At 68.1% G+C, this 24,608-nt stretch carries 19 protein-coding genes; 12 read left to right on the forward strand and 7 right to left on the reverse strand.

The window, feature by feature from the left end:
* Positions 1–9: 9 nt before the first annotated feature.
* From FHW78_RS08425 to FHW78_RS08480, 12 genes are all read left to right on the forward strand, one after another.
* Positions 10–930 carry a 2-dehydro-3-deoxygalactonokinase gene (locus FHW78_RS08425; RefSeq protein WP_183639465.1) on the forward strand — a complete coding sequence of 307 codons (921 nt, stop codon included), beginning with the start codon at positions 10–12 and terminating at the stop codon, positions 928–930.
* A 144-nt stretch (positions 931–1,074) separates the two neighbouring features.
* Complete coding sequence (locus FHW78_RS08430) at positions 1,075–2,202, forward strand: aldose epimerase family protein (protein ID WP_255443167.1); 1,128 nt, start codon at positions 1,075–1,077, stop codon at positions 2,200–2,202.
* 103 nt (positions 2,203–2,305) lie between these two features.
* Positions 2,306–3,457 carry a cellulase family glycosylhydrolase gene (locus FHW78_RS08435; protein ID WP_183639466.1) on the forward strand — a complete coding sequence of 384 codons (1,152 nt, stop codon included), beginning with the start codon at positions 2,306–2,308 and terminating at the stop codon, positions 3,455–3,457.
* A gap of 69 nt (positions 3,458–3,526) precedes the next feature.
* Entirely contained in the window at positions 3,527–6,283 is a 2,757-nt protein-coding gene (locus FHW78_RS08440; RefSeq protein ID WP_183639467.1) for a TonB-dependent receptor, read from the forward strand.
* On the forward strand, positions 6,280–7,860 hold the full coding sequence (locus FHW78_RS08445; protein WP_343205547.1) for an exo-alpha-sialidase: 1,581 nt from the start codon (positions 6,280–6,282) through the stop codon (positions 7,858–7,860). Before FHW78_RS08440 ends, FHW78_RS08445 begins: the two co-directional genes overlap by 4 nt.
* A 102-nt stretch (positions 7,861–7,962) precedes the next feature.
* Complete coding sequence (locus FHW78_RS20165) at positions 7,963–8,682, forward strand: FadR/GntR family transcriptional regulator (RefSeq protein ID WP_183639468.1); 720 nt, start codon at positions 7,963–7,965, stop codon at positions 8,680–8,682.
* A gap of 10 nt (positions 8,683–8,692) precedes the next feature.
* Positions 8,693–9,328 carry a 2-dehydro-3-deoxy-6-phosphogalactonate aldolase gene (locus FHW78_RS08455; protein WP_141455254.1) on the forward strand — a complete coding sequence of 212 codons (636 nt, stop codon included), beginning with the start codon at positions 8,693–8,695 and terminating at the stop codon, positions 9,326–9,328.
* Complete coding sequence (dgoD, locus tag FHW78_RS08460) at positions 9,325–10,473, forward strand: galactonate dehydratase (RefSeq protein WP_183639469.1); 1,149 nt, start codon at positions 9,325–9,327, stop codon at positions 10,471–10,473. Before FHW78_RS08455 ends, dgoD begins: the two co-directional genes overlap by 4 nt.
* Before the next feature lie 5 nt (positions 10,474–10,478).
* Positions 10,479–11,264: an SDR family oxidoreductase gene (locus FHW78_RS08465; RefSeq protein WP_183639470.1), complete on the forward strand. Its 786-nt coding sequence runs from the start codon at positions 10,479–10,481 to the stop codon at positions 11,262–11,264.
* 2 nt (positions 11,265–11,266) lie between these two features.
* A complete protein-coding gene (locus FHW78_RS08470; protein WP_183639471.1) occupies positions 11,267–12,163 on the forward strand; it encodes an SMP-30/gluconolactonase/LRE family protein in 897 nt (298 codons plus the stop codon).
* A 26-nt stretch (positions 12,164–12,189) separates the two neighbouring features.
* Positions 12,190–13,749 (forward strand): sodium/sugar symporter, encoded by a 1,560-nt coding sequence (locus tag FHW78_RS08475; RefSeq protein ID WP_183639472.1) that lies wholly within the window; start codon positions 12,190–12,192, stop codon positions 13,747–13,749.
* Between the two features lie 5 nt (positions 13,750–13,754).
* On the forward strand, positions 13,755–14,789 hold the full coding sequence (locus tag FHW78_RS08480) for a sialidase family protein (RefSeq protein WP_183639473.1): 1,035 nt from the start codon (positions 13,755–13,757) through the stop codon (positions 14,787–14,789).
* Between the two features lie 30 nt (positions 14,790–14,819).
* Here FHW78_RS08480 and FHW78_RS08485 read toward each other — a convergent pair whose 3' ends face one another.
* The 7 genes from FHW78_RS08485 to FHW78_RS08515 form a co-directional block, all read right to left on the reverse strand.
* Entirely contained in the window at positions 14,820–16,970 is a 2,151-nt protein-coding gene (locus FHW78_RS08485) for a TonB-dependent siderophore receptor (RefSeq protein WP_255443168.1), read from the reverse strand.
* 73 nt (positions 16,971–17,043) lie between these two features.
* A complete protein-coding gene (locus FHW78_RS08490; RefSeq protein WP_183639474.1) occupies positions 17,044–17,376 on the reverse strand; it encodes a DUF3325 domain-containing protein in 333 nt (110 codons plus the stop codon).
* Positions 17,369–19,036 carry a PepSY-associated TM helix domain-containing protein gene (locus tag FHW78_RS08495; protein ID WP_183639475.1) on the reverse strand — a complete coding sequence of 556 codons (1,668 nt, stop codon included), beginning with the start codon at positions 19,034–19,036 and terminating at the stop codon, positions 17,369–17,371. The genes FHW78_RS08490 and FHW78_RS08495 overlap by 8 nt, the downstream gene beginning before the upstream one ends.
* Before the next feature lie 14 nt (positions 19,037–19,050).
* A complete protein-coding gene (locus tag FHW78_RS08500) occupies positions 19,051–19,368 on the reverse strand; it encodes an iron uptake protein (protein ID WP_183639476.1) in 318 nt (105 codons plus the stop codon).
* Between the two features lie 33 nt (positions 19,369–19,401).
* Positions 19,402–21,585, reverse strand: coding sequence for a TonB-dependent siderophore receptor (locus FHW78_RS08505; RefSeq protein ID WP_183639477.1), 2,184 nt, complete (start codon positions 21,583–21,585; stop codon positions 19,402–19,404).
* A 324-nt stretch (positions 21,586–21,909) separates the two neighbouring features.
* A complete protein-coding gene (locus FHW78_RS08510; protein ID WP_218533442.1) occupies positions 21,910–23,499 on the reverse strand; it encodes an MFS transporter in 1,590 nt (529 codons plus the stop codon).
* Entirely contained in the window at positions 23,496–24,497 is a 1,002-nt protein-coding gene (locus FHW78_RS08515; protein ID WP_218533440.1) for an HlyD family secretion protein, read from the reverse strand. The genes FHW78_RS08510 and FHW78_RS08515 overlap by 4 nt, the downstream gene beginning before the upstream one ends.
* Between the last annotated feature and the right edge of the window lie 111 nt (positions 24,498–24,608).

Genomic DNA, 24,608 nt, shown 5'->3' on the forward strand with positions numbered 1-24,608 from the left:
AGCCTCGCCATGAACCACGCGCACGCGGACAGCATCGTCGGAATCAACTGGGGCAGCTCCAATTTCCGCGCCTATCTCATCGCCGCCGACGGCCAGGTGATCGACACGCTCGAATCCGCCTCCGGCATCACCACGCTCTCGCGCGAGGGCATGGTCGATGTCGCCAATCGCGTGCGCGCACGCTGGCCACAGGCCGGCGCCGTCTACGCGGCCGGCATGATCGGCTCCAACATCGGCTGGATCGACGCGGGCTATGTCGACTGCCCGGCCGGCCTGCGGACGGTGGGCGCGGGCCTGGTGCCCGTGCGCATCGGGGAACTGTCGCTGCACATCGTTCCCGGCCTGGCCTGCGTGCGCGAGGCCGATGGCGCGCCGGACATCATGCGCGGCGAGGAAACCGAACTGTTCGGCCTGCTGGCCGGCGATCGACTCGGTGATTCGCCCGTGATCGCCCTGCCCGGCACGCACACCAAATGGGTGCGCCTGCGCGACGGGCGCGTGCATGACTTCATGACCGCGATGTCGGGCGAAATCCACGACCGCCTGTCCGCGGCGGGCCTGCTCGCCTCGGTCGTGGAGGGCCCGGGCCACGATGGCCCCGCGTTCCGGGACGGCGTAGGCGCGGCCGCGGCCCATGCCCTCGGCCTGGGCGCGCTGCTGTTCGGCGTTCGCGCACGGGTGATTCGCGGCCTGCTGCCGCGCGCGGACGCCAGCGCCTACCTGCGCGGCCTGTTGATCGGGGCCGAGATCGCCGACGCGCTGGCGCTGTTTCCGGAACTGCGCGCCACCACCGTGCCGCTGGTCGGATCGGCACCGGTGTGCATGTTGTACCAGGCTGCGCTGGCGGTGCAGGGGATCGCCTCGCGGCCGGTCGCCTCGGCGGATGCCGTCGTACGCGGATTCACCGGCATCCACGCGTTGCGCGGCTAGGTTGGCCGAGGTTGCTCACGCGGGCCGCGTGACCGAGGCCGCCTGCCATGTGTTGCGCCGCAACGTGCATATTGTCTGATTATATGTTTTTGTAGCCTTCCACGCCGTTGGGAGAGGTCAAGAGCGATGTTGCTTGGCAAGGGGATGGCAGTTGGTTGCATGGGTGCGCTGGCGCTCGCGGTCGCCGCATCGGCGGGCGCGCAGCAGCGCACGGTCATCGGCACGCTGCCGGACGGCACGAAGGTCGAATCCATCCTGCTGCGCGACGGCAGCGGCATGCAGGCGCGTGTACTGACGCTGGGCGCGGCGCTGCATTCGCTGGAAGTGCCGGATCGCGACGGCAAGTACGCCGACGTGGTGTTGGGCGACGCGACGCTGCAGGCCACGCTGGCCAAGCCGCAATATTTCGGCACCGTCGTCGGGCGCTTCGCCAATCGCATCGCCCGCGGCAGGTTCACGCTGGATGGACGCGAATACAGCGTGCCCACCAACGATGGCCCCAACAGCCTGCACGGCGGCGCCCGTGGCTTCGACAAGGTGGTCTGGGACGTGGTCGAGGCCAAGCCTGATCGCGCCACCCTGCGCCACGTCAGCGCCGACGGCGACCAGGGCTATCCCGGCACGCTGACGGTCACCGCCACCTACGCGCTCGAAGGCGATGGCCGCCTGGCGATTGAATACCGCGCCAGCACCGATGCGCCGACCATCGTCAACCTGAGCAACCACGCCTACTGGAACCTGTCCGGCGAAGGATCCGGCACGGCGATGGATCACGAATTGATGATCGCCGCCGACGCCTATACGCCGGTCGACGCCACCCTGATTCCAACGGGCGAGTTCCGGCCGGTGGCCGGCACCGTGTTCGACTTCCGCACGCCCAAGCCAATCGGCCGGGATCTTCGCACCGGCAGCGAGCCGCAGTTGCTGCATGGTCGCGGCTACGACCACAACTGGGTGATCAGCCGCGAACCGGCGAAGGAAGCCCGCGAGGTGGCGCGCGTGCATGACCCGCGTTCCGGCCGGGTGATGTCGCTGGTGTCCGCGCAGCCCGGCCTGCAGTTCTATTCCGGCAACTTCCTGGACGGCACCACGGTGGGCAAGAGCGGCCGCGTATACCGCCAGGGCGATGCCATCGCGCTCGAACCCCAGCTGTTTCCCGACACGCCGAACCAGCCCGCCTTCGGTTCGGCGCGCCTTGTGCCCGGCCAGCAGTACGTGAACCGCATGGTCTACCGGTTCTCCACGGACAAGGACGCCAGCAGCACCCGTTGATCCCGGCGCCAACCGGCGCCGCATGCCACCCACCGCGACGGCCCTTGCCGCCGTGGATGCCGGAGGCATGCCCGAATCCTCTCAGGTAATGGAGATGCATCCGATGCAAAAGTGGCTCACCCCCCTGCTTGCAATCCTGTTCGCCGCGACCGCGCCGATGGCGACGGCCGCCGACGGCGAACGCTGGTCGCAGGCCGAAGCGAAGAGCTGGTACGAACAGCAGCCCTGGCTGGTCGGCGCCAACTACACCACCTCCAACGCGATCAACCAGCTGGAGATGTTCCAGGCCGAGAGCTTTGATCCGGTGGCGATCGATCGCGAGCTCGGCTGGGCGCGCGAAAAGTTCGGCATGAACACCATGCGCGTCTATCTGCACGACCTGCTGTGGAAGCAGGATCAGAAAGGTTTCCTGAAGCGCCTCGACCAGTTCCTCGCCATCGCTGCGAAGCACGGCATCCGGCCGATGCTGGTGCTGTTCGACAGCTGCTGGGATCCGGATCCGGTGCTCGGCGCGCAGCGCCGCCCGATTCCCGGCGTGCACAACTCCGGCTGGCTCCAGAGCCCGGGCCGGCACGAACTGGTCGATCCGGCCAACGACGCGCACTTCCGCGCCTACGTACAGGGCGTGGTCGGTGCCTTCGCCAACGACAAGCGGGTGCTGGCCTGGGACCTGTGGAACGAACCGGACAACCCGGGCGGCGGCAACTACATGGACAAGCAACTGGACCGCGAGCAGGCGCGCATCGAGGAACTGCTGCCCAGGATCTTCGAATGGGCGCGCGCGAAGAAGCCGATCCAGCCACTCACCAGCGGCGTGTGGATCGGCGACGACTGGTCGCCTGGCGCCAAGAGCCTGAACGCCATCCAGCGCACCCAGCTGGAGCAGTCCGACGTCATCACCTTCCACAACTACGAACAGCCCGAAGCCTTCGAGGCGCGCATCGCCCAGTTGCGCGGCTACGACCGTCCGCTGATCTGCACCGAGTGGCTGGCGCGCGGCAACGGCTCCAACGTGGACACCATCCTGCCGATCGCGCGGCGCGAGAACATCGGCATGATCAACTGGGGCTTCGTCGACGGTGCCATCCAGACCCGCTTTCCGTGGGACAGCTGGCAGCGCCCGTACACCATGCAGGAGCCGACCCTGTGGTTCCACGATCTGCTCAAGGCCGACGGCACGCCCTACCGCGCGCGTGAAGCCGAGCTGTTCCGCAAGCTTGCCGACACGCCCGGGAACGCCGTTCCCAGTCACTGAACCGAGACGCCCCACCGGCCGCTCCCGCGGCCGGCGGATCGCTCACGCCCCTCTTCCGGAGAAGATGTCATGAACACTCGTTTTCCCCGCTCCCTGCTGTCGCTTTCGATCCTGTCCGCCCTCATGTTGCCGACGCTGGCCATGGCCCAGGATGGCAACGCCGGTACGACCGCGCAGCAGGCGCCGGCCGACCAGAATCCTTCCTCCCAGGACGCCACCAACCTGGATACGGTCGTGGTCACCGCGTTGCGCCAGAGCCTGCAGACCGCGCAGGCGATCAAGCAGGACGCGGACATGGTGGTCGATTCGATCGTCGCCGAGGACATCGGCAAGCTGCCCGACAACAGCGTGGCGGACGCGCTCCAGCGCGTGACCGGCGTGCAGATCGCACAGGGCGGACAGGGCGAGACGACCTCGGTGGTGATCCACGGCCTGCCCAACGTCATCAGTACCCTCAACGGTCGCGAGATCTTCAGCGGCTCCGGGCGCGGCTACGCTTTCCAGAACCTGCCGGCCACCGCGGTGAAGACCCTGCGCGTCTACAAGAGCAGCGAGGCCAGTCTGCCGCTGGGCGGCATCGCAGGACTGGTCGACATCGAGCTGCGCCGTCCGTTCGACTTCGACGGCGCCGAAGTGGCCGGCACCCTCACCGGTACCCACAGCGAGTACGGCGGCAAGGTCGACCCCAACGCCAGCCTGCTGCTCAGCAACCGCTGGGACACCGACGCCGGCGAATTCGGCGCGCTGGTCAACTTCGGCTATCTGGGCAAGCACTACGCCTACGACGCGGTGTGGGGCGACTTCCCGAAGATCGTGACCGATGGAAGCAACAACCCGATACGTACCGCCGAGGGCAACCTGATCGCCGCACCGAATGGTTGGGGCACGGCGTACAACCAGGGCGATCGCAAGCGCGGCGCGTTCAACTACGCCCTGCAGTGGAAGCCCAACGATCGCACCGAGGTCTACCTGGAAGGGCTGTACGACTGGGTGCGCGACGATTTCGACCAGGCGTTCTACTTCTCGTTCCCGAACGGCGCGGTGGCCCCGTCGCAGCTCGGCGTCGGCAACCACTGCTATCCGAACCAGCTGGACGGACCGCTGGCCGGCCAGACCGTCTGCGACGCGACCAGCGGTTCCTGGACCGGCGATACCTACGCCGCGACCAGCACCCAGGCACACAAGCAGCGCGGCCAGGACATCCAGAACGCGCTGGGGGTGAAGTGGGACGGCGACCAATTGCACCTGTCCACCGAGTTCACCCGCACGTCCGGCTACTACCGCGACGAGAACTTCATCATCGACACCTTCCTCAGCGGCCCGATCACCACGGTCTGGGAAGGCACGTCCGGTAGTCACCAGAACTGGTACCTGGCCGGCGACCCGGCGCTGGATCCGTCGCGCTTCTACCTCAACGGCCTGTTCCAGACCTGGGCACACTCGGGTGGCGAGGAGAACAGCTGGCGTGGCGATGGCCGCTTCGAATTCATCGACGGCCCGATTGCGTCGATCCAGTTCGGCCTGCGCTATGCGGATCGCACCGCCAGCGCCAAGGGCAGCGTGGAAATCTCCACGCCGCCGCCGGGCGGCGCGGGCACCGACAACATCACCGCCAACCCGAACCCGGACAACCAGGTGGTGGGCCTTTTCCCGGCCTCCAGCTTCTTCTGCAGCAAGCGCGACAACGCCGCGCTGCACCAGAAATTCCTGGTGCCCTGCTACGACTACTTGATCGACAACGCCGACGCGCTGCGCGCGTTCTACGGCCTGCCCGCCGGACTGGCCCCGGAGAATCCCGGCCGCTTCTTCGACATCGGCGAGCGCAAGGCCGCCGGCTACCTGCAGGCCAAGTACGACTTCGAGTTGTTCGGCCTGCCGGTCGACGGCCTGGTCGGCGTGCGGGTGGAGAAGGTGAAGCGCGATCTCAGCGCCTTCTCCTTCGATGCAAGCACCAGCGTCTACAGCCCGATCACGCGCCAGACCGACGACACCAACACGCTGCCCAACGCCAGCATGAACCTGCACTTCAGCGATGAGTGGCAGCTCCGCCTGGTCGCCGCCAAGACCATCAGCTATCCGGACTTCGGCGCGCTCAACCCGTCGATATCGCTCAATCCGGGCACCATCAACCGCCCCGGGATCGCATCCAGCGGCAATCCGGATCTGAGCCCGATCGAATCGATGAACTACGACGCTTCGCTGGAGTGGTACTTCTCGCCGGTGGGCTATGCCAGCGCGGGTGTGTTCTATCGCGACATCGACGGCTACATCCAGACCTACGTCACCAACGTGACCATCGGTGGCGCGCCGTACGAACTGTCCTCGCCGCAGAGCGCCGGCAGCGGCCACCTGCAGGGCGTCGAGCTGGCCTACCAGCAGACCTTCGACTTCCTTCCCGGCGCCTGGAGCGGCCTGGGCGCGCAGTTGAACTACACCTACATCGACGGATCCACCCGCTCGCCACAGTTCATCGGCGGACCGGAAATCTCGCGGCCGCTGCAAAACGTGTCGAAGAACAACTACAACGCGGTGCTGTTCTACGAGAACCAGGGGCTTTCGGCGCGACTGGCCTACGGCTACCGCAGCCGCTACATCGACTTCTTCACCCAGCCCACCGTGTCCGGCAACGAGGACCAGGTGGAACCGGCCAGCTCGCTGGACTTTTCGGTCAGCTACGACGTGACCCCGCAGACCACGCTGGTGTTCTCGGCCACCAACCTGCTGGGCAACAACCTGCACCAGTTCTGGGGCGACGGCGATACCCGTCCGCGCGACATCCGATTCCAGGACAAGACCCTCGCCCTGGGCCTGCGGTTCAAGCTGTGAACAAGCACGCGACGCCCCGCGTGAAGTGGCTGGCACCGGCGCTGCTGTGCGCCGGTGCGGCCACCGCCGCGCCGGCCACGGACGATGCCGCCCGCGGCGCGCGCCTGGCCGCGGGCGTCGGTTACGTATCGGCGATCCAGTTGGCGCACCAGCCGCGGGCGGACGACAACGGGCGCATGTTGCTGGTGTTCGAGCCGTCCGCTCCGGGCGGTATTCCGCTATACGAAAGCCGCGACGCAGGCGGGCATTGGCGGCAAGTCGGCGAGATCACCGATCAGCCGCACGGCGATGTGCGCCGCTGGCAACTGCGCTGGCAACCGCACCTGAGCGAGCTGACCCGTTCCAGCGGCGACCTTCCGGCGGGCACCCTGCTGCTCGCCGCCAATTCGACCGGCCGCAACGAACGCGATCAGGTGATCGCGCAGGACCTGCAGCTCTATGCCAGCCGTGACGGCGGCCAGCATTGGGAGTATCGCGGCAGCATCGTGCAGGGCGGTGGCCAGCCCTCCGATCGACTCAACCAGGGGGTCTGGGAACCCTACATCGTGGTGCTGGACGACGGCCGCATGGTCGCCTTCTACTCCAGCGAGCAGCACAAGCCGGCCGGTTTCAACCAGTTGCTGGCGCACAAGGTCTCGCTCGACGGTGGCCGCAGCTGGGGCGAGGAGACCGTGGACGTCGCACTCCCGGGTGGTGTCGAACGCCCCGGAATGGCCATCGTCGAACGCGTCCCCGGTCGCGGCTACGCGATGGTGTTCGAGAACATCGACGGTGAACGCAACGGCCAGGTCCATCTGAAATTCAGCGCCGATGGACTGGACTGGGGCGCGCCGGAGGATCCGGGCATCGCCCTGCGCACCGCCGCCGGCGCCTGGCCGGCGGCGTGCCCGAGCATCCGCTGGCTGCCCGGCGAAACCGCGGATGGCGTGTTGCTGGTGGCCGCGCAACGGGCCGGCGGCGGTGGCGATGCGGGTGGCCGCACGCTCTATCGCAATGACCATGGCGGACGCGGACCCTGGTGGGAAGTCGACGCCCCGGTGCGCAAGGCCAGCGGCAACATCCACGCCGGCTGGACCCAGGCCATGCTGGTCCGCGCCGACGGCCAGTTGCTGCACATCACCTCCTCCTCCATCGCCTCGGCGCCCGCGCGGGCCGAGTCCAACGAGATCCTGCAGGCCACCGCGCCGCTGGCGCTGGGGCGGTACGAAGCCGAGAACGCGGCCCGCCGCCGCGCCGCGCAGATCGACGACGCCAGCGCGTCGGCCGGCCGCAAGGTGCGCCTGGCCAGCGGCGCCGGCGCCGATCTCGTGTTCGAGGTCCGGGCCGGGCGCGCCGGCGATCGCCACATCCGCCTGCGCTACGCCGACATCGGCTTCGCCGCCGCGCCGCGCGTGCGGGTGAATGGCCGGGAGCTGCCCTCCCCCGCTTCCGCCGCCAGCACGCCCCGCGCCGGCTGGCGCGAGGCGGCGTTCGTCGCATCCCTGGAGGAAGGCGACAACCGCATCGTCGTCAGCAACGGCGACCGGCCGCTGGACTACGACTATCTGGACATCGCCCCCGCGACGGTGGCGCCATGATTTCCCACGGTTCCCATGCCATGCCCCCAGTCGTGCTATACCCCTATTGTCGGATAATCAGAGTGGCCGCCGGACGCGGCGCACCGAACCCAAGGGGCTCCAGTGAAGCAAATCGCGGTACGCAATCTCTACGACCAGGTCATCCAGGCGATCGGCCGGATGATCGTCAGCGGCGAGATCAAGCCCGGCGAACTCCTGCCGCGCGAGGAAGTGCTGGCCCAGCGCATGGCGGTGAGCCGGACCGCGCTGCGGGAAGGATTGAAGGTACTCGGTTCCAAGGGCCTGATCGAAACCAAGCAGAAGACCGGCACCCGGGTGCGCGAACCACGCCACTGGAACCAGCTCGACGGCGACATCCTGGCCTGGCGATGTGCCTCGATGCCGACCGAGGACTTCGTCGAGAAGCTGGTGGAGATGCGCGAAATCATCGAACCGGCGGCGGCGGCGGCGGCGGCACGGCGGCGCTCGCCGGAGCAGTTGGCGAAGATCAAGGCGGCCTACGAGGCGATGGCCGCGGCCACGGACCAGGATGCCTGGGCCAAGGCGGACCTGGACTTCCACGAGAGCGTGCTGGACGCGACCAACAACGAACTGATGGCTTCGCTGTTCTCGGTCATCGACGCGGCGCTGGGCGCGTACTTCCTGCTGTCGGCTCAGACCGCGGCGGACTTCAAGTACTCGTTGCCGCGCCACTTCGACGTCTACGACGCGATCCGGCTCAAGCGGCCGGAATCCGCGCGCGAGGCGATGCTCGGCATGATCGAGGACTCGCGCGCCAACATCAAGAAAGGACGAGGGCGCACGCGCAAGTCCACCCGCTGAAGGAGTTCCCATGAGCACCGCCTGGATGCAACCCCTCCCTCTGGTTGCCATCCTGCGCGGGCTCACCCCGCAGGAAGCGCCGGCCATCGGCCTGGCGCTGGCCGAGGCCGGCTTCCGGATCCTGGAAGTCCCGCTCAACTCGCCGCAACCGCTGGAAAGCATCGCGCTGCTGGCGCGCGCGCTCGGTGACCATTGCCTGGTCGGTGCCGGCACGGTGCTCACGCCTCGCCAGGTCGAGGACGTGAAGGATGCCGGCGGCCGGCTGATCGTGATGCCGCACGCCGACGTCGACGTCATCGCCGCGGCGCACGCGCTCGGGCTGCGCTGCACGCCCGGCGTCGCTACCCCCACCGAGGCTTTCGCCGCGCTGCGCGCCGGCGCCGACGCACTGAAGCTGTTTCCCGCCGAGCAACTGCCACCGCCGGTGCTGAAAGCCTGGCTCAGCGTGCTGCCGCGCGGCACCGGCGTGTTGCCGGTGGGCGGCATCACACCCGAACGAATGGCCGCCTATCGCGACGCCGGTGCAACGGGCTTCGGCATCGGCTCGGCGCTGTACGCGCCCGGCACCCCGCCCACCGAAGTGGCGCGGCGGGCGCGCGCCTTCATCGATGCATGGAACAAGACCAACCGGGACCCCACCCCATGAAGATCACCGCCATCACGCCTTATCTCGTGCCGCCACGCTGGCTGTTCGTCCGCATCGATACCGATGCGGGCATCAGCGGCTGGGGCGAACCCATCGTGGAGGGCCGCGCGCATACCGTGGCCGCCGCGGTGGAGGAGCTGTCCGACTACCTCATCGGCCAGGATCCGCGGCTGATCGAGGACCATTGGAACGTGCTCTATCGTGGCGGTTTCTACCGCGGCGGGCCGGTGCTGATGAGTGCGCTGGCCGGGATCGACCAGGCGTTGTGGGATATCCACGGCAAGGCGCTGGGCGTGCCGGTGCATGCGCTGCTCGGCGGCAAGGTGCGCGACCGGATCCGGGTGTACTCGTGGATTGGCGGCGACCGCCCGGCGGACACCGCGCGCGCGGCGAAGGAAGCGGTGGCGCGCGGGTTCACCGCGGTCAAGATGAACGCGACCGAGGAGGTGCAGTTCGTCGATTCGCACGAAAAGGTCACCCACGTGCTGGAAAACGTGCAGGCCGTGCGCGATGCGGTCGGCCGCGAAATCGGCCTGGCGGTCGATTTCCATGGTCGCGTGCACAAGCCGATGGCCAAGGTGCTGATGCGTGAACTTGCGCCGTTCGGGCTGATGTTCATCGAGGAGCCGGTGCTGTCCGAACATCTGGAAGCCATTCCCGAACTGGCCGCGCTCTCGCCGGCGCCGATCGCGCTGGGCGAGCGCCTGTACTCGCGGTTCGACTTCAAGCGCGTGCTGCAGACCGGCGGCGTCGACATCATCCAGCCGGATCCCTCGCATGCCGGCGGCATCACCGAAACCCGCAAGATCGCCGCGATGGCCGAGGCCTACGACGTCGCGCTGGCCCTGCACTGCCCGCTCGGGCCGATCGCGCTGGCCGCCAACCTGCAGCTGGACGCGATCTGCTACAACGCCTTCATCCAGGAGCAGAGCCTGGGGATCCACTACAACGCCGCCAATGATCTGCTCGACTACCTGGCCGACCGCGCGCCGTTCGCCTACAACGACGGCTACGTGGCGATTCCCGGCGGCCCGGGCCTGGGCATCGAAATCAACCAGGCCTACGTGGACGAGCGGGCTTCGGAAGGACATCGCTGGCGCAATCCGGTCTGGCGCCATGCCGACGGCAGCGTGGCGGAGTGGTGATCCCGATGACTGAAACGACACCTCCCGCGGGCGCGATGGCGCGCTATCCCAGTCTCGCCGGCCGCAGCGTGCTGATCACCGGCGGCGCCACCGGCATCGGCGCCAGCTTCGTCGAACACTTCGCCCGCCAGGGCGCGCGCGTCGCCTTCCTGGACATCGACGATGCCGGCGCGAAAGACCTGCTGGCCGGCCTCGGCGCGGTCGAGCACGTCCCCGTCTACCTGCGTTGCGACGTGACCGACCTGGACGCACTGCACGCGGCCATCGCCGATGCGCGCCGGAACGTCGGGCCAATCGCGGTGCTGGTCAACAACGCCGCCAACGACGGGCGGCATGGCTTCGGCGACACCACGCCGGCCGACTTCGAGCGCAACATGGCGGTGAATCTGCGCCACCAGTACTTCGCCACCCAGGCGGTGGTAGCCGACATGCGCGCGCTCGGCGGCGGCTCGGTGATCTGCCTGGGCTCCACCGGCTGGATGATCAAGAACGCCGGCTATCCGATGTATGCGATGGCCAAGTCCGCCGTGCATGGGCTGGTCAACGGTCTGGCGCGCGAACTGGGCGCGGATCGCATCCGCATCAACGCGCTCGTGCCGGGCTGGGTGATCACCGAAAAGCAGCGGCGGTTGTGGCTGGATGCGGAAGGCGAGGCGCAGATCCGGCGCGCGCAGTGCCTGCCCGGCCATCTGCAAGCCGAAGACCTGGCGCGCGCGGCGCTGTTCCTGGCCGCCGACGACAGCCGCATGTGCACCGGCCAGGACTTCATCGTCGACGGCGGCTGGGTGTGAACATGGACGTGAGCATCGTGGTGCCCGCCGGCAACCGGCTCGGCGAAGGCGTGTTGTGGTGCGACCGCGAACAAGCGCTGTACTGGACCGACATCCATGCCGCGCGGCTGTGGCGGTACGCGCCCGCGAGCGGCAAGGTCGATCAGTGGCCGCTGCCGGAGCGCCTGGCCTCGTTCGCGCTGTGCGAGGCGGAAGGGTGGCTGCTGCTGGCGCTGGCGTCGCGGCTGGCATTCTTCCACCCGCAGCGCTACGAGTTGCGCGAGCTGCACCGCATCGGCATCGTGCCCGAGACCCGCGCCAACGATGGCGCCTGCGATCGCCAGGGACGCTTCGTGTTCGGCACCCTGCACGAACCGGCGCGAGGACCCCGATACGCGGTGGGCGGATTCCATCGCCTGCATGCCGACCTGTCGCTGGAAGCCCTGCCGCTGCCACGCGTGGCGATCGCCAACAGCGTCGCCTTCAGCCCCGACGGCGCGACCATGTACTTCTGCGATTCGCTGCGGAAGGTCATCCAGCGTTGCGACTATGGCGACGCATTGGGTCCGGCTTCCCCCTTCGCCGACCTGACCACGCAGGACGGCGAGCCGGACGGCAGCGTGGTGGATGCCGACGGAGGGCTATGGAACGCGCAATGGGGCGCGGCGCGGGTGGTGCGCTACCTGCCCGACGGCCGTGAGGATCGCCGCGTGTCGATTCCCGCCACGCAGCCGACCCGCCCGGTCTTCGGCGGCGCCGATCTGCGCACGCTGTACGTCACCAGCGCGCATGACGGCCTGGACGCGGATGCGCGCGAGCGTGATCGCCATGCCGGTGACGTGTTCGCCTTCAATCCCGGCATCGCCGGGCTGCCGGAGCCCCGGTTCGCCGGCAACCCCGACGCCAAGCCGCGCCGCTGACGCGCGCCCCCTCCCGCGGAGATCCCATGACGCTTTCCACACTCGACGTTGGCATCGTGCTGGCCTACCTGGCCGCCATCTTCATCCTGGCGCAGTGGGTCTCGCGCGAGAAAGCGGGACACGAGAAGTCCGCGCAGGATTACTTCCTCGCCAGCCGCGCCCTGCCCTGGTGGGCGATCGGCGCCTCGCTGATCGCGGCCAACATCTCGGCCGAACAGATCATCGGCATGTCCGGTTCCGGCTACGCGATCGGCCTGGCCATCGCCTCCTATGAGTGGATGGCGGCGCTGACCCTGTTGATCGTCGGCAAATGGTTCCTGCCGATCTTCCTGCGCAACGGCATCACCACCATGCCGCAGTTCCTGGAGGAGCGTTACGGCAATCGCATCCGCACCCTGATGGCGGTGTTCTGGCTGGGCCTGTACGTGTTCGTCAACCTGACCTCGATCCTGTGGCTGGGATCCATCGCGGTCTCGCAGGTGGCCGGCCTCGATCAGAACCTGGCGCTGATCCTGCTCGGCACCTTCGCCCTGGCCTACCAGTTGTACGGCGGCCTGAAGGCGGTGGCGTTGACCGACATCGTGCAGGTGTCGCTGCTGGTGCTGGGCGGCCTGCTGGTCACCGGCATCACCCTGGGCCAGATCGGCGATGGCAGCGTGATCGACGGGTTCACCACCCTGTGGCGGCAGCAGCCGGAGAAGTTCGAGATGATCCTCGACCCGGCCAATCCCTTCTACAAGGATCTGCCCGGCCTGTCGGTGCTGCTGGGTGGCATGTGGATCGCCAATTTGAGCTACTGGGGTTTCAACCAGTACATCATCCAGCGCGCGCTCGCCGCCAAGGATATCCGCGAAGCGCAGAAGGGCGTGGTGTTCGCCGCGTTCCTCAAGCTGCTGATGCCGGTGATCGTGGTGCTGCCGGGCATCGCCGCGGTGGTGCTGGCGCCGCAACTGGAACGCCCGGACGCGGCCTATCCGACGATGATGCGGCTGCTGCCCAGCGGGGTGCTGGGACTGGTGTTCGCCGCGCTGGTGGCGGCGATCGTCGCGTCGCTGGCCTCCAAGATCAATTCGGTGGCGACCATCTTCACGCTCGATTTCTACGCCAAGCGCGATCACGATGCCTCGCAGGCCAAGCTGGTGCGGGTGGGCCGCATCGCCGCGGCCGTGGCGATCCTGGTGGCGGTGCTGACCGCGCGTCCGCTGCTGGGCGGATTCGACCAGGGTTTCCAGTACATCCAGGAATTCACCGGCTTCTTCACTCCCGGCATCGTGGTGATCTTCCTGCTGGGACTGTTCTGGAAGCGCGCCAACGAGGCCGGCGCGCTCGCCGCCGCGATCGGTTCGTTCCTGCTGTCGCTGGCGCTCAAGCTGGTGTGGCCGGCGCTGCCGTTCATGGATCGCATCGGCCTGGTGTTCCTGCTGGCGCTGGTCCTGGCCGTGGGCGTCGCGCTGGCGACACGTGCCAGTGGCGATCGCGATCGGATCCGCACCGCCGACGTCAGTTACGCCACCGCGCCTTCGTTCAACGTTGCCTCGCTCGCGGTCGTTGCCATCCTGGTCGCGCTGTACGCGGTTTTCTGGTGATGGGCATGCGCGCGCTTCGCATGTCGGCGCAAGGCGCGCTCCTGGCGGGCCTGATGCTGGCCGCGGCCCCGATCTGGGCAGTCGAGGTGCGCTGGACCGATACCGCCACCGTCGCCGCACGGGACGCCGGCTGGGGTCGCATGACCCGGCTGACCGACGGCCGCTGGCTGGCGGTGACCACGCGCTTCCACAAGGACTGGCCGACCACGCTCGCGCTGTCCGTAAGCGACGACCAGGCGCGCAGTTGGCAGCCCTGGTCGGAACTGGCCGAACCCGGACGCAAGATCGACAACGGCGAAGTCCTCGCCCTGCCCGATGGGCGCGTGCTGCTGGCGATGCGCTCGCTGGTGGACGGCGTCTCCTACCGGTTGCATCTCTACGCTAGCGATGACGGCGCCCGCAGCTGGCGGTTCCTGAGTGTCATCGACCAGAACGAAACGCCCGGCGGCCGCAACGATCGCGGCGTATGGGAACCGGTGCTCACCCTCCTCGACGACGGCACGCTGTCGGTCCTGTATGCGGACGAGACCCTGGCCGACGGCCAGCCGGCCTACAACCAGGTGGTTTCGCAGCGCCTGTCGCGCGATGGAGGACGCAGTTGGGAATCCAGGGCGGTGATCGCCGCCCAGCCCGGCGGCGGCGCGCTGCGACCCGGCATGCCGGTGATGGCGCGGCGTCCGCAGGGCGGCTACGTGCTGGTGTTCGAAATCTGTGGCGAAGACAAGCACTGCCCGGTTTCTTCCAAAATCTCGCCCGATGGCCGTTCCTGGCCCGCCGGACTGGGCACGCCGCTGGCGGATCAGCGCTGCGGGCCGCAGATCACCACCACCACCCGCGGCACGATGTTCGTCACCTCCTGCCAGAACGAGATCAGCGTGAGCGAAGACGGTGGCGGACACTGGCAACGCTTGCCCGAACCCGCCTGGCCGATCGGTTTCCGCCATTCATGGCCGGCCGTCTACGAGATCGCGCCCGACGAAATCGGCGTCATCAACGTCACCGAGGGCGGCCGCGTGCAGATCCGGTTCGGCACCTACTGAGGCCGCGACATCACGCGGCGAGGCGCGGGCTTACCAGTCGATCCGCAACGCGAGCGATCCGTTCCTGGCTTCACCCAGGGTGTCCAGGTTCCAGTACCGCCGGTTGAACAGATTGTTGACGTTCGCGGTCACGGTGGCCATGCGTCCGCCGATCTGGGTCCGATACTGCAGGCCGACACTGGCGAGGGTACGCCCGGGAATCAGCACGCGGTTCGCGTCCTCGTAGTACTGATCGCCGGAGTGGCGCACGTTGCCGTGCAGGCTCAGGCCGCTCACCGACGGCGGCCGGTACTCGAAGTTGGCCACGATCTGGCGGCGCGAGGATCCGGCGGGGCGATTGCCCTGCAAAGCGGCGTTTTCCGGCGACAGGTCTTCCAGGCTCGCGTCGAGCCACAGGAAACCCAGTCCAAGGTCGAGATCGTGGGTGAGGCCGAAGCTGCCGATGGCCTCCAGCCCGCGATACAGCGTCAGGCCATCTTGTACCCGGTACCGTTCCTCACCGCGCCACTGGTCCACCTGGGCCGCACGCTCGACGCGGAACGCCGCGGCGGTGAAGCCGAAGCGGCCGGCCTGGTACTTCGCGCCGATTTCGTACTGTTTGCTGGTGGTCGGATCCAGCGCTTCGCCCGCATTGACGTAAGGCGGTTCCGCGTCCATCGCCACGCGGCCGGCGGCCTCCAGCGATTCCACGTAGCTGGCATAGAGGGACAGGTTGTCCACCGGCTTGTAGACCAGGGCGAGCGTCGGTGTCAGCGATGAGGTGGTATAGCGCGAATCGGATTGGGGATCGCCGTCCAGGTCCTTCTGCTCGTAATCCACGTGGCGCACGCCCAGGACGGCTTGCCAGTGATCGCCGAAATGCATCGTGTCGCTGACGAACAGCGACTTCTGCCGTTCGTCGTAATCGACCGGGCCAAAGCCGAAGTCGGGGACGTGCGTCGACAGGAAGTCCAGCCGCCGATACAGGTTGCCGTTGAAATCGTTGCTCCAGTACCAGTCCGTTCCCCAGCGCTCCCACTTGCGCTGGTAGCTGGCACCGAATACCAGTTCGTGCCGGAGCGCGCCGGTCGTCGCTTCCCCCGTCACCAGCAGCTGGCCCACGCTGTTGCGCAGATCGCCGGCGAAGTTGTAGACGTTGCCGGCATAGTCGCCCGCCTCGTTCAGCAGGTCGGCGAACATCTTGTTGGAGTAGTGCTCGCGCCGGCTGCTGCCGACCGTCAGATCGATGCGCCAGGCATCGCCCAGGCGCCATTCCAGCCCGGTGGTCGCATGCAGTGTCCGGGACTTGTAGTAGCCGTTGCGGACGATGGCGTTCTCGTAGTCGTAGGTCGGCTTCGGCAGGCGCGTGCCCTCGTAGCGATCCCAATAGAAGTACAGCGGTTCGTGCTTGAGGTTGCTGTCCTCGCTCACCACTTCGGCGTGCCAGCGCAGGGCGTCGCCGATGGGCCGGTCCAGCGCCAGCGAAAGCAGCGTGCGGTCGATGCCCGCGCCGTTGTACGCATCGCCCTGTTCGGTCGCCGCATTGACGCGCAGGCCCAGCGAATCCGGCCCGTCCACCCGTTCACTGGCGTCCACACGCAACGCGTACGCGCCGTCGTTGCGATAGCCCAGCGTGGTGGCCAGCAGCGGCGTGTCGGTGGGGCGCTTGAGCCGGTAGCTGATGATGCCGCCGGGCGAACCGAAGCCGTACATGAAGCCGCCCAGACCCTTGAGCGCCTGCACCGACTCCACGGCTTCCAGCGGGAACTCGCCGCCCCACTCCATCAGCATCGGCACGCCGTCCACGTAGTGGTTCAGCACACCGATGCCGCGAATCTGCGTGCCCCACCAGTTGGTGGTGGCCGAAGGCTCGGCGGCGAACACCGACGGGTCGTTGATGAACACCTGGCCCAGCGTGGTGGCGCCACGCTTGTTGATGTCCTCCTCGTCCACCACCGTCACCGAGAACGGCGTATCCAGCAGGCGCTTGTTGCCCAGCACGCCCACGCCGGCATCCTGGTCCAGGTTCAGGCCGACGCGCCGGCCCTCGACATGGATCGTGTCCAATTGCTTGGCTCCATTGCCGGCGGGCGGATCCTGCGCGGTCGCTTCCTGCGCGCGTGCGCCGGAGGTCGCCAGCATCAGGCCGAGGCAGAGAAGGGAATGGCGCGGCAGCGCGGTGCGGATGGCGTGCGGGAACAAGGCGATACCCCTGGTGGAACCCGGAACGGGAGTCGAGACGTGGATACAGCGGGAAGAGTCGAATGCGGCGGCGTCAGCGGCGAGATCCTGTCCACGGCGCCAGCACGCGCAGCGCGCGCGGACGCCATGCCAGTGACATCGCGATCACCAGTGCCGAGAACGCCAGCGTCATCACCCAGACCAGGACCGCCATGGAGGCGTGGTCCACGCGCAGGCACAACGCCAGGGCCGCGCCGATGCCCGCCGCGCCCAGCCAGCGCAACAGGCGCGATGCGGTGGCAGGCAATGCCCTGCCCCATACCTGCTGGGCGTGCGCCTGCATCGACAGCGCCAGCCAGCCCATGCCGGCCAGGCCGGCCAGTACGGCGACCGCGAGCAGCCAGTTCGACACGGCGGCGTCAGACATGCGCCGCCTCCCCGCCTGTCATGCGCGCATCCGCCGCGACCGCGCGGCGCCTCAACCGGCGCGCGGCCAGTGCGGCCAGCCCGGCGGTGGCCAACAGCGCCAGATCGATGCTGGCCACCGGCCAGTAGCCCACCGACAGCGTGCGCAGCAGGTGATCGCCGGTGGTAATCCAGTTCAATCCGACCGCCGCCAGCGCGAAGACGGCGATGGCCCAGCACTGTTCGCGCCACGCCGGGTTCGGCAAGCCCTTCGACACCGGCGCGCTGCGCAGGGCGGCGTGCACCAGCGCGAGGCACCAGACGCCCCAGAACGCGTACTTCTCCCAATCGCCGCGCCCCGGCAGCGCCTCCGGCAACAGCCGGTTGGCGATCAGGATGCCCAGGGTCGCCAGCACCATGCCGGTCACCGTGGTGACGGCCAGCGCATCGACCACCCGCGCGCCCTGGCTGCCCTGCTGCGCGTGCTGGCGCTTGCGCTTTTCCACGAAAAAGATGAAACCGGTGGCGATGCACACCGCGCCGGCCAATCCGCCCAGCACGTACAGCCAGCGCAGCAGCCAATGGCGGAAGTGCTGCAGGTGCAGGCCGGTGAGGAATTCGCTGACGCGGCCGACCGCGGTGGCGGGCGGATCCTCGCGGATCAGCTCGCCGGTGGCCGCCTTGAAGTGGACGCCGTCGCCGACCAGCGCGATGCGATCGGTACCGGCGCGATAGACGCTGACGTAGCCGTTGGCATCGCCCACGTGCTGCAACACCAGGAAGCCCACATCACCGGCCTTGTCCTTTGCCGCCCAGCGCCGCTTCGCCTCGGCCACCATCGCATCCACCGGGGCCAGCCCGGCCGGCACGCCGGACCGCTCATGCGGCAGGCCGGATTCCCGCGCCTCCACCTGCGCGTGCAGGTCGTGCAGTTCGTGCAGTTGGGTATGCCCGACCGGGAAATAATAGGTGGCGGCGAAAATCACCAGGCCGGTGAAGGCGAAGAAGAAGTGGAACGGCAACGCCACCACGCCGGTCAGATTGTGCAGGTCCAGGGTGCTGCGCAGGCGCGCCTTGCCCGGGCGGAAGGTGAAGAATTCGCGGAACAGCTTCCGGTGCATGACCACGCCGCTGACCAGCGCGGCGAGCATCACCAGCGCCGAGAAACCGACGATCCAGAAACCCAGGTTCTTCCAGTCCCAGGTCAGGCTGTAGTGCATCGGATAGAAGAACTCGCTGCCGATCTTCAACTGGTCGTCGCGCAGCGCAGTTCCATTGCGCGGATCGATGGTGCCGTAGGCCCAGATGGCTTCTTCCGGATCCTTGGCGTTGGGCACCTCGTAACCCGCGTACAGGGCCAGCACCGGATCGCGGTGGGTGGTGTAGGCGCTCCAGCTGACCACCGTGTCGAACCGCCGCGGCATGTCGCCGTTCACACGCGTGCGCATCTGCTCGATCGCCTCGGACGTGGGCTGCATGCGTTCGAAGGCCGGACGCAGGACCTGTTCGAACGAAGGCATCGGCTGGGGCTCGAAACGGGTGGCCGGCAGCGCCCAGCGGTCGAATTCGCGATCGAACACCGACAGTGCGCCGAAGAAGAACGCGGCCATCAGCACGAAGCCCAGCACCAGGCCGAACCAGGTATGCAGCCAGGCCATGGCCTGTCGGAAACTGTTGTGCATGGCGTCTCTCCGTCTCAGGCCAGCATCGATTGCAACAGCGAAGCCGCGCCGGTCATCAGCGCGCCCGCCGCCAGCAACACCGCCCATGCCCGGGCCAGCCGGCGCGTGGCGATGGTCCACAGGAACACCGCCAGGTAGGCCAGCAGGCCCAGCAGCGCGCCCATGAACTCGGCATCGTGGAAATCCAGCCCGGCGGCGAACAGCAGCGCGGTCACCAGCGCGACCGCGCCCCAGGCGAAGGCATAGCCGCCCAGCACCGCCGCGCACACGCGCGAGGCCACGCGAAGGCGGGAGGTGGCGGTGGCCGATGGCAATGTGGTCGTGCGTGACATGGCGTACAGAACCTCTTCGGCGGTGGACGGCGATCAGAACCGCCAGTTCAGGCTCAGCGTGTAGTTCGCGGGCGCGCCGTAGTAACCGCTGTAGCGCAGCGTGTTGATGTATTTCTCGTCGGTCAGGTTGTTGGCGTTCAGGCGCAAGGTGGCATTGGGCAGGAAGTCCCAGGCCAGGTAGCCGTTGATCACCGCGTAGCTGCCCTGCCTCACGGTGAAGCCGTTGCTCTCCACGTTGGAGATCTCGCTCTGCCAGCGGCCACCGATGCCGTAGGAGAACGCTGTGTGGCCCGGCAGGCGCGCGCTCAGCATCAGGTTGGCGGTGCGGCGCGGTACCCAGCGATAGGTGTCGTCGCCATCCTGGCCGGTCAACTTCAGCGCGGTGGCACCGAACACCAGATCCATGTGCTCGCCGATCCGGCCGGTGGCCTCGAACTCGATGCCGCGGGATTCCACGTCCACGCCGGTGTAGTAGAACTGGCCGTTGTCGTTGTAGCCGGCACCGGTGGCCAGGTTGTCCTGCTTGGCCTGGAACACCGCCAGCGTGGTCAGCAATCGCTTGTCCAGCCAGTCGGCCTTCACGCCGATCTCGTAGTTGGTGCCCTTGGTCGGGTCGAGATAGCGCTCGTTCTCGTCGGACTGGCTCTGCGGCTGGTAGATGTCCGAATAGCTGACATAGCCCAGCACATGCGCGTTGAAATCGAAGGTGAGGCCGGCGTAGGGGCTGGTGTGGCCTTCGGTCTGGTCGAACACCACGCCGTAGTTCACGCCATCGCGATGGTACTGCGCGTAGTTCGCGCCCACGACGGCCTTGAGGCGATCGGTCAGCGCCAGCCGGGTGGCGCCGAAGGCGCGCTTCAGGCGCTGGTTCAGGGTGCTGTAGAGCGAAGCGCTGCCCCACTCCGGCTCGGGGATGATGTTGCCGGCCCACGGGAAGCCCGGCATCTCGATGTAACCGAACAGATCGCTGTCATAGACCGCGTTGGCGTACTCGTAGCTGCGGGTCTCGCTCTTGGACCAGCTGACGCCGAACATCACTTCCTGATCGCGTCCGCCCATCTGGAAATGGCCGTTGGCGGTCAGCGTGCCCAGGTGCGCGGTCATCTCATCCTCGCCGCGCCACGGATAGCCGTACAGGCCCAGGTGGGTGCCCGGTTCCAGCCCGGTGCCGGCGTAGTCAGTGGCGTAGAACAGCTTGTCGTCGTTCTCCACCTTGCGATAGTTGTAGGTCGCCTTCAGTTGCCAGTCCGCGCCCAGCTGGTGGGTGTATTCGGCGAACGCGTTCTGCTGGGTGGTGTCCCAGTAGGTCCAGTCCTGGGTGGTGGAGGCGCTGCGATCCCACTCGGCCTGCGTGCCGTCGCTGTACATGAAGGCCAGCGCGCCCCACATGTTGCCGTCGGTCTGGCCCTTCTGCCAGGAATAGCCGAGGGTGAGCGTGCCGTTCTCACCGATCTGGCCATCGACGACGCCGTACAGGAAATCACGCTGGTCCTGCTTGGCGCGCAGCCAGGAGTCTCCCTTTTCATGCGCGGCGACAAAGCGCCCGGCCCAGCGGCCATCGGCGGTGAACGGCGTCGAGTAATCGGCTTCGGCGCGCACCGTGGCCCAGGAACCGTAGCTCAGTCCGAACGCGCCCTGGCGCTCGTTGGTGGGGCGCTTGCGCACGTAGTTGATGGTGCCGGCGGCATTGCCCACGCCGGTCAGCAGGCCATTGGCGCCGCGGATGACTTCCAGCTTCTCGTAGCCGAACGTGTCCATGGCACCGGTGACGATGCCCCAGTCGTTGGGCAGGCCGACGCCATCGATCTGCGTGTTGGCGATGTCGAAGCCGCGCGAGGTGAAGGTGGTCCGGTTGGTTTCCCACTCGTCCACCTGGATGCCGGTGGCCAGGCGCAGCGCTTCATTGAGGCTGTCGGCGCCGAACTCGCGCATCTGGGTGGCGTCCACGACGCTGATGGACTGCGGCGTGTCCTTGATGTCCAGGTCCAGGTTGGTGGCGCCGTTGCTCACGCGGTTGGCGCGCTGCGCGACCACCAGCACGGTGTCCAGATCGGTGGCGGCGTCGCTGGCGACCGTCGGGACGGCGGCGGTTTCCTGGGCCGAAGCCAGGGAGGTCGCCGACAGCGCGGCCAAGACCAGGCAAATCGCCGCGCCGAGGCGGTGGGTGGCGGGCGGGGCACGGAAACGGAAGAACGGGGACGGAGGGGTGGGACGCATGGGGGGTGATCTGCTGGTCGGAATGGCGAGGGGGTCGGCAGGACGTCCGGCCGCCGCCCACCCGCACGCGGCGCGCTGGACACAGCACGGGCCGGCAGCGAGTGCCGGCGGCTCCTGCGGCCCCACATTAAATGCGAATGACTATCGTTTTGCAATTCATTCGCATTTGTTGCGCCTGGCTTGCCCGGAGAATGCCCCTGTTCAGGGACCAAGCGGCGTTCGCCGGCACCGGATCGGGCATGGGTACCTGCCCCGCCCGGACCGGCTGCCACCGGTATGGCCGGGGCGTCGCCGGTGGTCATCACCCCTTCCCCGCCCCCCGCGCTACGAACGGTTGCGGCGACCCGCGAATTTCGCCAGCGCGATCTTGGTCCCGAGCAATACCGGGACCGCCGCCACGAACAGCAATGCCACGGCCATGAACGCGGCGTCGAACGCGATGACCGTGGCCTGGCCTGCCATCGCCTTGCCCAGCAGACCAAACGACGCGCGGGTGGCGGACGCCAGGTCCATGCCGTGACCGGCGAGCATCGCAGTGGTTGCGGCCAGCCGTTCACCCAGGGGCGCGCCACCGGCGGTGAGGTGGCCACCAAGCACCGTCGCGTTGATGTGGGTTTCGTGCTCGATCAGGGTCTGCAGGCCGGCCACGCCGATCAGGCCGCCCAACTGGCGACCGGTATTGAACAGGGCCATGCCGCTGGCCAGGTTCCGCGAAGGCAGATGGCTGAAGGCAATCAGCGTGATCGACAGGAACAGCAAGCCCAGGCCGAATCCACGCAGCAGGATGGCCGCCATCATGTCGTCGGCGCCGCTTGCGCGATTCGATCCCGACAGCATCCACATGGCCGTCATGATCATCAGGATGCCGAACGGCACCGTGGCCACGGGCGGCAGCCGGCGCGCCTGCATCAGGTAAGCGGCGATCAGGAGCGCCACGATGAACAGGCCGCCGCCGGGCAGGAGCAGTCGCCCGGCGTCGGTCAGGGTGAAACCCAGCACGGACACCGCGAACGCCGGGATCAGGTAACCGCTGCCGAACAACGCGGCACCGGCCACGAAGCTGACGACGAAGGCAAAGCAGAATTCCTCGTCCGCGAATACCGAGAAGTCGATCAGGCCCCGGCCGCGCATCCGCAACTGCCAGCCGATGAACCCCAGCAGGCTCGTCGCGCCTATCGCGGTCATCCACGCAATGCGTGGTTCCTGGAACCAGTCCCACCGGTTGCCCTGGATCAGGGCATAGCCCAGGCAGAAAAACGCGACACCCGCCAGGGCGAAGCCGATTCCGTCGAAAGGCGCGGGCGCGTCGCTCACCGGCATGTCCGGCATCTCCGCCAGCAGCAGGATGCCCGCCGCCGCCAGCGCGATCGGCACCACTCCGAAGAAAATCCAGGTCCACGCCTGGGTATCGAGCAACCAGCCCTGCAAGGCGGGCGCCAGCGTCGCGGGTGCCACCACCGATCCCATCGCGAACAGCGCCTGCAAAAGCGGCTGGCGCGAACGCGGGAAGGCCAGGAACAGCAGCGCCTGCCCGGCGATCAGCAGCACGCCGCCGGAAACCCCCTGCAGGCAGCGCAGCGCGATCAGCAGATCCAGCCGCGCGGTGGCCGCGGCGAACAGGCAAGCCACTCCCATCATCAGCGCGGCGCCGGCAATCACATCGCGTGCCCGCAGCCACGCGATCAGCCAGGGCGCCAGCAGGAAGCCGACCAGCTTCATCGACACGTAGCCCACGTCCAGCCAGGCGAATTCGTCCGGCGTGGCATGGGTGTCGCCCATGATGTCCATCCGCCCGAGCGACAGCACGGTACCGGCAACGGCTTCCGTCAGTGCGGCCAGCACGATGCCGGCGACGAGCAACGATCCCGTGGCGGAGCGGGCACGGGCCGGCGCGGCGGCCACGGCCAGGTTCACGACCCGGCCCGTCGATCGATCCACACGCGCGCGCTTAGGCCGGGCACCAGCCGCGCCGGCAACGGTTGCCCGGTGAAGCGGATTTTCACCGGCACCCGCTGCACGACCCTGACGAAGTTGCCGGTGGCGTTGTCCACGGGCAACAGGCTGAAGGACGAGCCGCTGCCGGGCGCGAAGCTGTCGACCACGCCCCGGAACGCGGCGTCGGGGTAACCGTCGATCTCGATGCGCACGCGCTGGCCGGGGCGGACGTCCGCCAGTTGCGTTTCCTTGAAATTCGCCACCAGCCACAGGTCATCGACCGGCACGATGTCCAGCAGCGGCGCGCCCGCCGTGACGAAGCGGCCGACCCGCACCTGGCGATTGCCGACGACACCATCCAGCGGCGCCCGCACCACGGTGCCGTCCAGATCGATGCGCGCCAGGTCGCGCAGCGCGATGGCCTGGGCCACCGCCGCGAGCGCGGCTTCGCGCTGGGTGGCGAGCACGGCGATCCTGCGTGTCTGCGCTTCCACCGTCGCCGAAGCCGCCGATACGCCAGCCTCCGCGCGCGAGCGCGCCGCGTCGCTTTCATCCACCTGGTCCTGGCTGACGAAACGACCGCGGATCAGCTCGCGTCGTCGATCGGACACCTTCGCCGCCAGCCGCATCTCGGCCAGCTGCGAATGCCGTTGCGCACTGGCCTGGCGGATGAGCGCCTGTTGCAACGCGGTCTCCGCATCGACGTTGACCAGCCGCGCCCGCGCCGCCTGCACGTTGGCCTCGGCCTGGGCCAGCCGCGCCCGGTAGTCGCTGTCGTCGATGCGGAACAGCACATCGCCCGCGCGCACCGCCTGGTTGTCCCCGACCTTCACTTCCCGGACGTAGCCGGCGACCTTGGGCGCCAGCGAGGTGACGTCCCCGCGCACGTAGGCGTTGTCGGTGGACACGCTGGCGCCGGCACGCGCCCAGGCCCAGCCGGCCCCGACGGCGATGATCGCCCCAAGGCACAGCAGCACGCCGATTTTCCGGGCGCGGCCGCGCGGAGGTGCCGGTGCTCCGGGGTTGGGCGCCGCCCCTTCCCCTGCGCGGGTATTTTCTTCAGACGAAGGCATGTCGGTTCCTCCTCG

Origin of the sequence: Pseudoxanthomonas sp. OG2 (assembly GCF_014192765.1) — a bacterium.
Classification (GTDB): Bacteria; Pseudomonadota; Gammaproteobacteria; order Xanthomonadales; family Xanthomonadaceae; genus Pseudoxanthomonas_A; species Pseudoxanthomonas_A beigongshangi.